The organism is Lentzea cavernae (assembly GCF_014653695.1).
Classification (GTDB): domain Bacteria; phylum Actinomycetota; class Actinomycetes; order Mycobacteriales; family Pseudonocardiaceae; genus Lentzea; species Lentzea cavernae.
In genome coordinates this window covers 18,330-30,884 of sequence record NZ_BNAR01000007.1, presented here as the reverse complement: position 1 = coordinate 30,884, position 12,555 = coordinate 18,330, and the positions used below count along the sequence as shown (strand labels likewise).

Genomic DNA, 12,555 nt, shown 5'->3' with positions numbered 1-12,555 from the left:
CAGCCCCGGCCATATGGCTCACCCTACCGAGATAGTCACGAAGATCGTCACTCGATCTGGTTAAACCCACTACCGGCCGCAGTCTGACCGGGTGGTGGGTATCGGATTCGCTCCCATCACGCGAGAATCCCTGCGAGCAAGACCGATCAGGATGACACCCATCACGTGAGACAGTCCTCCCAACAGGCAAGAGTCGCACGGTAACGTGCCACGACTGATGACCGCCGAGTAACACCGGGAGGGCACGGATGTTCCGCAAGGTTCTTGTCGCCAACCGCGGCGAGATCGCGATTCGCGCGTTCCGAGCCGCTTACGAACTGGGCGCTGGAACGGTCGCCGTTTTCCCTCACGAGGACCGGAACTCGCTGCACCGGTTGAAGGCGGACGAGTCCTACGAGATCGGCGAGCCCGGCCACCCCGTTCGCGCGTACCTCTCCGTCGAGGAGATCATCAAGGCCGCCCGCAAGGCCGGCGCCGACGCGATCTACCCCGGTTACGGCTTCCTGTCGGAGAACCCCGAACTCGCGATGGCCTGTCGTGAGGCAGGTCTCACGTTCGTCGGCCCCGTGGCCGAGGTGCTGGAGCTGACGGGCAACAAGGCGCGCGCCATCGCCGCCGCCCGCGAGGCCGGGCTGCCGGTGCTGGAGTCGAGCCCGCCGTCGTCCGACATCGACGAGCTGCTCGAGGCGTCGAAGACGATGCGCTTCCCCGTCTTCGTGAAGGCCGTCGCCGGTGGTGGTGGCCGGGGCATGCGCAAGGTCGACGAGCCCGCCGCGCTGCGCGAGTCGCTCGAAGCGGCGTCCCGCGAGGCGGAGTCGGCGTTCGGCGACCCGACCGTGTTCCTCGAACAGGCCGTGGTCGAACCGCGCCACATCGAGGTGCAGATCCTCGCCGACGGCCAGGGCAACGTGATCCACCTCTTCGAGCGCGACTGCTCCGTGCAGCGGCGCCACCAGAAGGTCATCGAGATCGCGCCCGCGCCGAACCTCGATCCCGAGCTGCGCGACCGCATCTGCGCCGACGCGGTGAAGTTCGCCCGGCACATCGGCTACCGCAACGCCGGCACCGTGGAGTTCCTGCTCGACCCGCAGGGCCACTACGTCTTCATCGAGATGAACCCGCGCATCCAGGTCGAGCACACGGTCACGGAAGAGGTGACCGACGTCGACCTGGTGCAGTCGCAGATGCGCATCGCGTCCGGCGAGACGCTGGAGGACCTGGGCCTGTCCCAGGACACCGTCCAGCTGCGCGGCGCGGCGCTGCAGTGCCGCATCACCACGGAGGACCCGGCCAACGGCTTCCGCCCGGACACCGGCACGATCAGCGCGTACCGCTCGCCCGGTGGTTCGGGCATCCGCCTCGACGGCGGCACGGCGGGCGCGGGCATGGCCATCAGCCCGCACTTCGACTCGATGCTCGTGAAGCTCACGTGCCGCGGCCGCACGTTCTCCCTCGCCGTCGCCCGTGCGCGCCGTGCGATCGCGGAGTTCCGCATCCGCGGTGTGTCCACGAACATCCCGTTCATCCAGGCCGTCCTGGACGACGCGGACTTCTACGAGGGCCGCGTCACCACGTCGTTCATCGAGAAGCGCCCGCACCTGCTGACGGCCCGCCACTCGGCCGACCGCGGCACGCGACTGCTGACCTACCTCGCGGACGTGACGGTCAACCACCCGAACGGCACGCGCCCCACCGCGGTCGACCCGCGCGAGAAGCTGCCGGTCGTGGACCTGAACGCCGAACCGGTCGCCGGCTCCAAGCAGAAGCTGGTCGAGCTCGGCCCCGAGGGCTTCGCGCGGTGGATGCGGGAGAGCAAGGCCGTCGGCGTCACGGACACGACGTTCCGCGACGCCCACCAGTCGCTGCTGGCCACCCGAGTGCGCACCAAGGACCTGCTCGCCGTCGCGCCGCACGTCTCGCGCATGACGCCCGAGCTGCTGTCCCTGGAGTGCTGGGGCGGCGCGACCTACGACGTGGCGCTGCGGTTCCTCGCGGAGGACCCGTGGGAGCGGCTCGCCGCGCTGCGCGAGGCCGTGCCGAACATCAACCTGCAGATGCTGCTGCGCGGCCGCAACACGGTCGGCTACACGCCGTACCCCGAGGCCGTGACCAAGGCGTTCGTGGAGGAGGCGACGAAGACCGGCATCGACATCTTCCGGATCTTCGACGCCCTGAACGACGTCGAGCAGATGCGCCCGGCGATCGAGGCCGTGCGCGAGACCGGAACCGCGGTCGCCGAGGTCGCCCTCTGCTACACGAGCGACCTGTCGAACCCGGACGAGCGTCTGTACACACTGGACTACTACCTCAAGCTCGCCGAGCAGATCGTGGGCGCCGGCGCCCACGTGCTGTGCGTCAAGGACATGGCCGGCCTGCTGCGGGCTCCCGCCGCGTCGCGCCTGATCTCCGCGCTGCGCAAGGAGTTCGACCTCCCGGTCCACCTCCACACGCACGACACGGCCGGCGGCCAGCTCGCGACCTACCTCGCGGCGATCCAGGCGGGCGTGGACGCGATCGACGGCGCGACCGCGTCGATGGCGGGCACGACGTCGCAGCCGCCGCTGTCGTCGATCGTGGCGCTGACCGACCACACCGAGCACTCCACCGGCCTCAACCTGCAGAACGTCTGCGACCTGGAGCCGTACTGGGAGTCGGTGCGCAAGATCTACGCGCCGTTCGAGTCCGGCATCCCCGGCCCGACCGGCCGCGTCTACCACCACGAGATCCCCGGTGGTCAGCTCTCGAACCTGCGCACGCAGGCCGTCGCGCTCGGCCTCGGCGAGAAGTTCGAGGAGATCGAGTCGATGTACGCGGCCGCCGACCGCATGCTCGGCCACCTCGTGAAGGTGACGCCGTCGTCCAAGGTCGTCGGCGACCTCGCGCTGCACCTCGTCGGCGCCGGCGTCTCCCCGAAGGAGTTCGAGGAGAACCCCGGCAAGTTCGACATCCCGGCCTCGGTGATCGGCTTCCTGCACGGCGAGCTGGGCGACCCGCCCGGCGGCTGGCCGGAGCCGTTCCGCAGCAAGGCCCTGGAGGGCCGTCCCGCCCCGAAGCCGGTGGAGGAGCTCTCGGCCGAGGACGAGGCGGGCTTGGCGGACGACCGGCGCGCGACGCTGAACAGGCTGCTGTTCCCGGCTCCCACCAAGGAGTTCCGCACGCACCGCGACGCCTACGGCGACACGTCGGTGTTGCGCTCCAAGGACTTCTTCTACGGCCTGCGTCCGGGCGAGGAGTACTCCGTCGACCTGGAGCCGGGTGTCCGGCTGTTGATCGGCCTGGAGGCGATCTCCGAGGCCGACGCGCGGGGCATCCGCACGGTCATGGCCACGCTGAACGGCCAGCTGCGCCCGATCCAGGTCCGCGACCGCTCGGTGGCCGCCGACATCCCGGCCGCCGAGAAGGCCGACCGCTCGAACCAGAACCACGTGGCGGCCCCGTTCGCCGGCGTGGTGACGGCGGTGGTGGCCGAGGGCGACAGCGTCGACGCCGGTCAGACCGTCGCGACGATCGAGGCCATGAAGATGGAGGCCGCGATCACCGCCCCGAAGGCGGGCGTCGTGCAGCGCCTGGCGTTGCGCGGTGCCCAGCAGGTCGAGGGCGGCGACCTCCTGATCGTCCTGCAGTAGCCGAGTTGCCGAAGGGCCCGGTCTCCGCGTGGGACCGGGCCCTTCGTGCTGCGGGGAGCCTGGAACTCCACGACTATTTCGTGCGTTGCACCGAGCACGGGGTCAGGGAGAGGGAATCGCATCATGAAGAAGGCGTTGGCCGGCCTGCTCGGCCTGGCAGGGGTGGCGTGGGCGCTGAAGGACGTGCCCCGGCAGCTGGGCGGCAAGCCGGACCCGGTCCACATGTCGCGCTCACCGCGGTATCGCGACGGCAAGTTCCACAACGACAAGGAAGTCCGCACCGTTCCGGATGGCGACTCCTTCTCGGCGCGTGACTTCCTGTTCGGCGGCGCGGACCGCAAGCCGTCTGTTCCCGTGCCGCTGGTCGGGCCTGCGGCGCCGGTGTCCGACGGTCTGCACATCACCTGGTACGGGCATGCTTCCGCGCTCATCGAGATCGACGGGGCGGCGGTTCTCGTCGATCCTGTGTGGAGTGAGCGGGTCTCGCCGTCTGCTCGGTTGGGGCCTCGGCGGTTGCACCCGGTTCCGCATCAGTTGTCTGATTTGCCTGCTGTCAGTGCGGTTGTGATCTCGCACGACCACTACGACCACCTCGACATGGTGACCGTGCAGTCGTTGACTGCTTCCACGTCTGCGGTGTTCGTGGTTCCGTTGGGGCTTGGGGCGCATCTTGCTCGGTGGGACGTGCCATCCTCGCGGATCGTTGAGTTGGACTGGGACGAGTCGCATTCCGTTGACGGGTTCACGCTCACTTGTACTGCGGCGCAACACTTCTCTGGGCGGTCGGTGCAGCGGAACGTCACGTTGTGGGCGTCTTGGGTGATCGCTCGGGGTTCGCGGTCGGTGTTCTACAGCGGGGATACGGGGTATTTCGCCGGGTACAAGGCGATCGGGGCTGCTCATGGGCCGTTTGATGCTGTGTTGATGCAGGTTGGGGCCTATGACGACGCATGGCCGGACATCCACATGACGCCTGAGGAGGGGGTTCGGGCGTTTGATGATCTTGGTGGGGGGTTGTTGATCCCGGTTCATTGGGCGACGTTCAACCTCGGGTTGCATCCGTGGGGGGAGCCGATTGATCGGATTTGGCGGGAGGCGAAGGCCGGAGGGGTTCGGTTGGCTGTGCCTCGGCCTGGGGAGAGGGTGGATGTGGACTCTCCCGGTGAGGTTGATGGGTGGTGGCAGGCGCTTGTCTGAGGTGGGGTGATTTGTCGCGTCGCGGTTTGGGGGGTGGGTTGGGTTGCGGGCGGCGTGTTGCGGTTGCGTGCTTTCCCCTGGGGGCTCTGCCCCCAGACCCCCGGCAATCTGATCCGGGGGGTGGCGCCGCCGGCGGGTTGATGGCACGCCTGTTTGTGCTGGGCGGCTGGCTGTTGCGTTGTTTGTTGCGTTGGCGGTGGGGTCCCGTCACAAGTCGCACCAGGAGCTGGCCACACCTGAGGGGTGAGGTCAAGTCGACGAAAAGCGTGTCGACTTGACCTCACCCCTCAGGTGCAGCAGGAGCTGTGGCGCGACTCGTGACGGGACCCCACCGCCCAGGCCTCCGGCTAAGGGCAAGGACGGCTCGCCTGCGGCATTGCGTGGGGAGGACGGCTCGCCTGCGGCATCGCTGGGGGAGGACGGCTCGCCTGCGGCATCGCGTGGGGGAGGGCGACTCGCCTTCGGCATCGCGTTCGGGGTGGGGTGGGTCGCCTGAGACGATGTCCCGGTGACACGAATCGTTGCCGGGACGGCGGGGGGTCGCAGGCTCAGGGTGCCGCCCAAGGGCACTCGGCCCACGTCCGACCGGGTCCGGGAGGCCCTGTTCAGTTCGCTCGAGGCTGCGTTCGACCTGGACGGGGCTCGGGTGCTGGACCTCTATGCGGGGTCTGGGGCGCTGGGGTTCGAGGCGTTGAGCCGGGGGGCGGGGCACGCGACGTTCGTGGAGTCGGACAGGCGGGCCGCTGACGTGCTCAAAGGCAACGCGAAGGAGCTCGGGTTCGGCGATGTCGTGATCGTGAACCGTACGGCCGAGGCGTTCGTGGCGGTCGAAGGGGAGAAGTTCGACGTTGTTTTTGCGGATCCGCCGTATGCGGTGGGCGATGAGGAGCTCGCCAAAGTGCTTGCGGGGATCGTGCCCAGGCTCGCGGGGGAGGCCGTCTTGATCGTGGAACGTGCTTCGCGAAGTGGCGAACCTGTGTGGCCTGAAGGGGTGGAATCCTTGCGTGCCAAGCGTTACGGGGACACTGCCGTGTACTGGGGGCAGGTGCGTTCTGATGGGTGACGAGAACCACGGACACGCCTGGAGGCGTCCGATCGGGTGCTAACGTCCGCTTCATGACACGTGCCGTGTACCCCGGCTCCTACGACCCGGTAACCAACGGTCACCTGGACATCATCGGGAGAGCCGCGCACCTGTTCGAAGAGGTTGTCGTCGCCGTGCTCATCAACAAGAACAAGCGCACCTTGTTCGACGTCGAGGAGCGGCAGGAGATGCTGCGCGAGGTCACGGCGCAGTGGGACAACGTGCGCGTGGACTCGTGGCATGGGCTGTTGGTCGACTACTGCCGTGAGAACAACATCAAGGCCATCGTGAAGGGTCTGCGCGCGGTCAGCGACTACGACTACGAGCTGCAGATGGCGCAGATGAACCACCAGCTCACGGGCGTCGACACGCTGTTCATGCAGGCGAGCCCGCAGTACTCCTACCTGGCGTCCTCGCTGGTCAAGGAGGTTGCGACGTACGGTGGCGACGTTTCGACGCTGCTGCCCTCGACCATCGAGCAGCGGTTGCAGCAGCGCCTCGCGGAGACGCGCTAGAGCGTCAGCTTCATGCCCACGTGCGACGCCGGTGCGCGTCCACGCGTGACGCGTCCGTCGTCAGCTGCACCAGGCCGCAGCCGCGTGCGCGGGCCTCGTCGACCGCCCACCTGATCAGGTGTTCGCCGAGGCCGTTGCCGCGCTGGTCGGAGCGCACGCGCACGGCCTCGATGGTCGCCCGGGTCATGCCCAGGCGGGACAGGCCCGACGTGAACGTCAGCTGCAGCGTGCCCACCACCTCGCCGTCCGCGTCCGCCACCGCCAGGAGCTGGTGCGGGTCGGCGTCGATCACCTCGAACGCCTTCAGGTACGCCGGGTCGCCCGGCTTCTCGCGCCGCGCGCCCAGCGGGTCGTCCGCCAGCATCGTCACGATCGGGTGGACGTCGTCGGCACGGGCTCGCCTGATTGTGATCTTCACGGTTCCCCCAGGTGGATGTGGGGAAATCCTGACACGCCCTGCCGATGTCCCGGGTCGGGGGAGATCGGCAGGGCACACTTGTGGGTGGGAGTCACAGGGCTTAGGGAGTGAGACGTGTACCGGGTGTTCGAGGCACTCGACGAGCTCGTCACGATCGTCGAGGAAGCGCGCGGGGTTCCGATGACATCGGGGTGCGTGGTGCCGCGCGGCGACGTGCTCGAACTGCTCGACGACGTGCGCGATGCGATTCCTGCCGAGCTCGACGACGCGCAGGACGTGCTGGACCACAAAGAAGAGCTCGTCGGCAAGGCCAAGCACGAGGCCGAGTCGGGCGTGTCCAAGGCGCGTGCCGACGCGGACCGCATGCTCGCCGAGGCGCAGGCCGAGGCCGAGGCGATGCTGTCCGACGCGCGCGCCCGTGCCGAGCGGATGATCGCCGAGGCGGAGGACCAGGCCGAACGGACCGTGGCCGCCGGTCGCCAGGAGTACGACGACCTGGTGGGCCGTTCGCACGCCGAGTCCGAGCGCATGATCCAGGCGGGCCGCGCCAACTACGAGCGCGCCACCGAGGACGGCAGGGCCGAGCAGGCCAGGCTCGTCAACGAGCAGGAGGTCGTCCGCGCGGCGCACTCCGAGGCCGCGCGTCTGCTCGACGCCGCCCAGAACGAGTCGATCCGGCTGCGGTCGGAGTGCGACGCGTACGTGGACAGCAAGCTCGCGGACTTCGAGGACCTCCTCGCGCACACGCTCAGGTCGGTCGGCAAGGGCCGTTCGCACCTGCGCGGGCCGGCCGTGGCGGGCGCCGCGGCGCCGTTCGACTACGGTTCCTGACGAACCAGCCGGTTCCGAGGCACCTGAACGTGTGATTCGCGCTACGTCTTGCAGGTGCGATCACCTGCGGATTTCACGCGTGAGCCCGTCGTCCCGTACCCTGGAACGGCTGGACGTGGTAGGTCCCCGTCAGCAAAACCCGAAAAATCATGACTGAGCATCGTCACGCGTCCACGCGTCCCACAGCATCCAGTCCCTGGGTCATCGACACCAGGGACATCGGCCGTCGCGCCGGTCTGAGCCGACCCCTCGCGAGGTCGGTCCCCGGCGCAGGTGTGGGGTTGCTCGGGGTGATCGCGGTGCCCGAGAACGGGGAGGTCGAACTCGACCTCCTGATCGAATCGGTCGTCGAGGGTCTGCTGGTGTCGGGAACGGCGTCCGCGAAGGTCGAGGGTGAGTGCTCGAGGTGTCTCGAGCCGCTCACCGATGAGGTTGAAGTCCGGATCACGGAGCTCTACGCGTGGCCGGACAGCACCACGGACGAGACCACTGATGAAGACGAGGTCAGCCGGATCGTCGACGATCTGATCGACCTCGAGCCTGTGGTGCGGGACGCCATCGTTCTCGCACTGCCGCAGGCGCCGCTTTGCGAGCCGGACTGCAAGGGGCTTTGCTCCGAGTGTGGTGGCAGGTGGGCGGAGCTCGGGCCCGACCACGGGCATGAGACGATTGACCCTCGGTGGGCCGCGTTGCAAGAGCGGTTCAGCGATGACAACAACGAGGAGAAGTAGTCGTGGCCGTCCCGAAGCGGAAAATGTCGCGTTCGAACACCCGTGCGCGCCGTTCCCAGTGGAAGACGTCTGCTGTGCACCTGGTGGCGTGCCAGAACAAGGCCTGCCGTCAGCCGAAGCCGCAGCACGTCGCCTGCCCGGCCTGTGGTCAGTACGCTGGCCGCCAGGTCGCTCAGCCGGCCTGATCTCCTCGCTGACGTAGTGGGGGGAAAGCCGCCGCGCGCACCGCAAGCGGACCGCGCGGAACTGCTCGAAGCGCTCGGCGTCCACCTGGACGCCGAGCTGCTCGTGCTGTCGCTCACCCACCGGTCTTACGCGTACGAGAACGGCGGCTTGCCGCCGAACGAGCGTCTCGAGTTCCTGGGAGACGCGGTTCTCGGGCTGGTCGTCACCGACCACCTCTACCGCACTCACCCCGATCTTCCCGAGGGTCAGCTCGCGAAGCTCCGCGCCAGCGTGGTGAACATGCACGCACTCGCGGGCGTAGCGCGTGACCTGGGACAGGACGGGCTCGGTGCACACCTGCTGCTCGGTCGTGGCGAAGAGCTGACCGGCGGCAGGGACAAGGCGAGCATCCTCGCCGACGGCCTCGAGGCCGTCATCGGTGCGGTGTACCTGCAGTTCGGTATCGATACCGCACGAACGTTCGTTCACCGGCTGTTCGATCCGCTCTTGGCCAAAGCTCCGCTTTTGGGTGCTGGACTGGACTGGAAGACAAGCCTGCAGGAGCTCACCGCTCAAGCCAGCCTCGGCGTCCCGGAGTACCGCGTGGACGACCAGGGGCCGGACCACCGCAAGGAGTTCACCGCAACGGTGCTCGTCGGTGGCCAGCCTTACGGCAAGGGTGATGGGCGCACCAAGAAGGAAGCCGAGCAGAAAGCCGCCGAAGCGGCTTATCATGTTCTGTCGGAACGGGTCAAGGCCGAGCAGGAGTCGGTCCGATCCGCAAACGGACAGAATGGCGCCTCGGTGACGCCAGGGACCGCCCCAACCGAGGAAGACTGAGACACGCGATGTATGCGACCAGGAACCGCACGAACCGCCGCACCCGCACCGTCCGCGGGCCGGTGAACACCTCCCGCAGTGGAGGCATCCAGGGCCTTGTGCTGGTCAGGGACACGAGCCGCGCGGGTGTGTGGGTGCTCAAGCCCACCAAGCCGCAGGCTGCCGTGATCGAGGCGCAGCCCATCGACGAGGGCAAGTCCGAAGCCTGACGTGCCCGAACTCCCAGAGGTCGAGGTAGTACGCCTCGGCCTCGAAGCCCACGTCGCCGGCCGGGTCATCTCCTCGGTAGAGGTGCTGCACCCACGCGCAATCCGCCGGCACGACCTGGGTTCCCAGGACTTCTGCGCGCGCCTGGCAGGCCAGCCAATGGCCGCTGCCAGGCGCCGCGGCAAGTACCTCTGGGTGGAGCTGGCAGACAAGGCCGCCATGCTCGCGCACCTGGGCATGAGCGGCCAAATGCTCGTCCAACCCTCGTCGGCCCCCGACGAGAAGCACCTGCGCGTCCGCTTCCGGTTCGACGACGGCGGACCAGAGCTCCGCTTCGTGGACCAACGCACCTTCGGCGGCCTGGCCTTGGCCGAACTCGTCGAGGTGGACGGCACCCTGGTCCCCGACTCCGTCGCGCACATCGCCCGCGACCCCATGGACCCTCTCTTCTCCCGTGATGCTGCCGTGCGCGCGTTGCGCCTGCGTCACACGGAGATCAAGCGCGCCTTGCTGGACCAGACCCTCGTCTCCGGCATCGGCAACATCTACGCCGACGAGGCCCTCTGGCGCGCCAAACTCCACGGCACCCGCATGACGGACAAACTCGCGAAGGCCAAGGCCTACGAACTCCTCGACCACGCCACCGACGTCATGCGCGAGGCGCTGGGCCAGGGCGGCACGTCGTTCGACGCGCTCTACGTCAACATCAACGGCCAGTCCGGCTACTTCGACCGCTCCCTGAACGCCTACGGCCAGGAAAACCGACCGTGCAAGCGGTGCGGCGCGTCGATGATCCGCGAACCGTTCATGAACCGGTCCTCGTACTCGTGCCCGAGGTGCCAGCCCCGGCCGAGGCTCTGACCCAAGCAGGTCCAGCACGCCAGGCACACGTAAGGCGCCACCCTCGCAAGGCGACAAACGCACCCGAGGTGACCACCCCGCTGGAACCGGCGCCAGCCATCGCAGCGGCACCCGCGCGGTGCCAACCGGTCAGCCGACATCGCAAGGGCAACCTCGGACGAAACCTGGCGTGGCGATGCGAAGCGAGCCGTCCGAACTGAAAGCTCTGGGTAGCGGTGCACCCCGCTCATGGCGATTGGGGCTTGACCTTGAGGGGCGGGGTGCTACCCCTGATCGGGCACGGCCGGGCGCTTTTCAGCCCGGCCTTTTCCGGCCGTCTCAGCGCCCCGCCAGAGGCTCAAGGTCAAGCCCCAATCGCCAGCCCTTGATTCGTCACGACCTGCGCGCCCGTCCTCGCAAGGTGACCGAGCTCCAGGAACGCGACCAATCCCGCTGGAACCGGCGCCAGCCAACGCAACCCGACCCGCGCAGCCCGTTCAAGCAACGCCCCACCACCAAAAAGCGTCCTCCAGACGTGGCCCTCAACCACACCCAACCCACCCAGCACACCCACAAGAACCAGCGCATTAGACAGTACTGCGCACTGCGTAGTACCGTTCACAGCGCAACAGCGGTTCGGAGGGGGCCATGGACACCAGTCAACTGCTCAAAGGGGTGCTGGACCTGGCCGTTCTGGCGGTTCTCCGCAAGGACGACGGGTACGGGTACGACGTGGTGCGCAGACTGCGCGCCGGCGGCTTGAACGAAGTGGGCGACGCGTCCGTCTACGGCACGCTGCGCAGGCTCTACAACGCGGGGATGCTGACCTCGTACGTGGTGCCGAGCGAAGAGGGGCCGCACCGCAAGTACTACAGCATCAACGAGACCGGGCGGGCGCGCCTGGCTGAGTCGAGGGAGACGTGGAGGTCGTTCGCGAGCACGCTGGACGGCCTGCTCGAGGAGGTCGCAGCATGAACACCCAAGCGCTCGGTGTCGAGCACTACCTGGCCGGGATGCGTGCCGCCCTCGACGACCTGCCGCCCAACGAGGTCGCCGAGATCATGGAGGACGTCGAGGCGCACGTCGCCGAGTTGTCCACGGAGCTCGGGCCGGAGGAGACGATCGAGCAGCGGCTCGGGTCTCCGGAGCAGTACGCGCAGGAGCTCCGCCAGGCGGCGGGGTACCCGTCGCGGACCGAGCGGTTGCCGGTCACGACGAAGAAGCAGGTGCTGCCCAGGCCTCGTGCCGCCGCCTGGGGGTTGGTGGGGGCCACCGGCATCACGTTGCTCGCGGGGGCGGCGTCGTTGCGCGAGCCCGCGGTGCTGCTGCTGCCCGCGGTGATCATCGTGTTGAGCCTGGCGCTCGTGCACGACCGGGGGCCCACGCAGCAGGAGATCATGAACCTGCCGGAGACGGTCAGGCTCAAGGCGTGGCTGACGCCCGAGGCGGGCACGCCGGCCGAGCGGGCGATCACGTACCTCAAGTCGTTGCAGCCGGCCTGGTGGCTGGTGCGGGCCGGTCTGCTCGGCCTTGGCGCCGTGCTGCTCGCCGGTCGCGACATCCTGGGGTTCCTCGCGATCGCGGCGATCGCCGTGGTGTCGGTGTTCGCCGGGCCGCGCGCCAAGGTCGACCGGCGCTGGCTGTGGTTCAGCCTGCCTGCCTCGGCGCTGGCCGTGGGGTTGCTGTTCCAGGTGATCGACGTGACGGCGGGGCAGCTCGGCTACAACGCCTCGCGGTCGTCGTATTCGCCGCCCGTCATGGAGACGTACGACAACATCTACGCGTACGACGAGAACGGCAAGCTGCTCACGAACGTGCTGCTGTACGACCAGAACGGTCAGCCGATCAACGCGCCGCGCAACTACAACAGCTGCGACGAGCCTGGTAGCGGTCCTGAACCGGTGATTCCTGCTAACCGCTATCCGCGGCCTCAGATCGACTACGAAAACGGTCGGTGTTACACAGTGGCACCGAGCGTGACCGCTCCGTCATCATCGCCGTCAACGACGAGTTCGGCTCCGTCGAGTTCCGGAAGCGCGACTTCGAGCCCGGTGTCACCTACTTCTGTGTCACCGAGCAAGTAAATCCTGGAGCGGGACCC

Annotated in this window: 13 protein-coding genes; 12 read left to right on the top strand and 1 reads right to left on the bottom strand. The window is 68.1% G+C overall.

The annotated features are described in order from the left end of the window. The first annotated feature begins 248 nt into the window (after positions 1-248). From IE307_RS23075 to coaD, 4 genes are all read left to right on the top strand, one after another. Positions 249-3,626 (top strand): pyruvate carboxylase, encoded by a 3,378-nt coding sequence (locus IE307_RS23075; RefSeq protein ID WP_191300966.1) that lies wholly within the window; start codon positions 249-251, stop codon positions 3,624-3,626. Positions 3,627-3,749: 123 nt separating this feature from the next. After that, entirely contained in the window at positions 3,750-4,823 is a 1,074-nt protein-coding gene (locus IE307_RS23070; protein WP_191300963.1) for an MBL fold metallo-hydrolase, read from the top strand. A gap of 508 nt (positions 4,824-5,331) precedes the next feature. Continuing rightward, positions 5,332-5,886 (top strand): 16S rRNA (guanine(966)-N(2))-methyltransferase RsmD, encoded by a 555-nt coding sequence (rsmD, locus tag IE307_RS23065; protein ID WP_191300961.1) that lies wholly within the window; start codon positions 5,332-5,334, stop codon positions 5,884-5,886. A 53-nt stretch (positions 5,887-5,939) separates the two neighbouring features. Continuing rightward, positions 5,940-6,422: a pantetheine-phosphate adenylyltransferase gene (gene coaD / locus IE307_RS23060; RefSeq protein WP_191300959.1), complete on the top strand. Its 483-nt coding sequence runs from the start codon at positions 5,940-5,942 to the stop codon at positions 6,420-6,422. A 10-nt stretch (positions 6,423-6,432) separates the two neighbouring features. Here the strand turns inward: coaD and IE307_RS23055 are convergent, their stop codons facing one another. Next, positions 6,433-6,834 carry a GNAT family N-acetyltransferase gene (locus IE307_RS23055; protein WP_229905036.1) on the bottom strand — a complete coding sequence of 134 codons (402 nt, stop codon included), beginning with the start codon at positions 6,832-6,834 and terminating at the stop codon, positions 6,433-6,435. A gap of 120 nt (positions 6,835-6,954) precedes the next feature. On the opposite strand from IE307_RS23055, the gene IE307_RS23050 reads away from it, so the two are divergent. From IE307_RS23050 to IE307_RS23015, 8 genes are all read left to right on the top strand, one after another. Then, complete coding sequence (locus IE307_RS23050) at positions 6,955-7,671, top strand: DivIVA domain-containing protein (RefSeq protein WP_191300957.1); 717 nt, start codon at positions 6,955-6,957, stop codon at positions 7,669-7,671. Between the two features lie 149 nt (positions 7,672-7,820). Then, positions 7,821-8,402, top strand: a complete 582-nt coding sequence (locus tag IE307_RS23045; protein ID WP_191300955.1) for a YceD family protein — start codon at positions 7,821-7,823, stop codon at positions 8,400-8,402. 2 nt (positions 8,403-8,404) lie between these two features. Continuing rightward, positions 8,405-8,587, top strand: coding sequence for a 50S ribosomal protein L32 (gene rpmF / locus IE307_RS23040; RefSeq protein WP_065916643.1), 183 nt, complete (start codon positions 8,405-8,407; stop codon positions 8,585-8,587). Positions 8,588-8,603: 16 nt separating this feature from the next. Beyond that, entirely contained in the window at positions 8,604-9,407 is an 804-nt protein-coding gene (gene rnc, locus IE307_RS23035; protein ID WP_191300953.1) for a ribonuclease III, read from the top strand. A gap of 8 nt (positions 9,408-9,415) precedes the next feature. Then, positions 9,416-9,616 carry a hypothetical protein gene (locus IE307_RS23030; protein ID WP_191300951.1) on the top strand — a complete coding sequence of 67 codons (201 nt, stop codon included), beginning with the start codon at positions 9,416-9,418 and terminating at the stop codon, positions 9,614-9,616. A gap of 1 nt (position 9,617) precedes the next feature. Further along, positions 9,618-10,475 carry a bifunctional DNA-formamidopyrimidine glycosylase/DNA-(apurinic or apyrimidinic site) lyase gene (mutM, locus tag IE307_RS23025; RefSeq protein ID WP_191300949.1) on the top strand — a complete coding sequence of 286 codons (858 nt, stop codon included), beginning with the start codon at positions 9,618-9,620 and terminating at the stop codon, positions 10,473-10,475. Between the two features lie 627 nt (positions 10,476-11,102). After that, positions 11,103-11,429: a PadR family transcriptional regulator gene (locus IE307_RS23020; protein ID WP_089917641.1), complete on the top strand. Its 327-nt coding sequence runs from the start codon at positions 11,103-11,105 to the stop codon at positions 11,427-11,429. Next, complete coding sequence (locus IE307_RS23015) at positions 11,426-12,538, top strand: DUF1700 domain-containing protein (RefSeq protein ID WP_191300947.1); 1,113 nt, start codon at positions 11,426-11,428, stop codon at positions 12,536-12,538. Before IE307_RS23020 ends, IE307_RS23015 begins: the two co-directional genes overlap by 4 nt. The last annotated feature ends 17 nt before the right edge of the window (positions 12,539-12,555 follow it).

Coding starts and splice junctions, on each gene's coding strand:
- IE307_RS23075 (WP_191300966.1), top strand. CDS start 249: ATGTTCCGCAAGGTTCTTGTCGCCAACCGCGGCGAGATCGCGATTCGC.
- IE307_RS23070 (WP_191300963.1), top strand. CDS start 3,750: ATGAAGAAGGCGTTGGCCGGCCTGCTCGGCCTGGCAGGGGTGGCGTGG.
- coaD (WP_191300959.1), top strand. CDS start 5,940: ATGACACGTGCCGTGTACCCCGGCTCCTACGACCCGGTAACCAACGGT.
- IE307_RS23045 (WP_191300955.1), top strand. CDS start 7,821: ATGACTGAGCATCGTCACGCGTCCACGCGTCCCACAGCATCCAGTCCC.
- IE307_RS23030 (WP_191300951.1), top strand. CDS start 9,416: ATGTATGCGACCAGGAACCGCACGAACCGCCGCACCCGCACCGTCCGC.
- IE307_RS23020 (WP_089917641.1), top strand. CDS start 11,103: ATGGACACCAGTCAACTGCTCAAAGGGGTGCTGGACCTGGCCGTTCTG.
- IE307_RS23015 (WP_191300947.1), top strand. CDS start 11,426: ATGAACACCCAAGCGCTCGGTGTCGAGCACTACCTGGCCGGGATGCGT.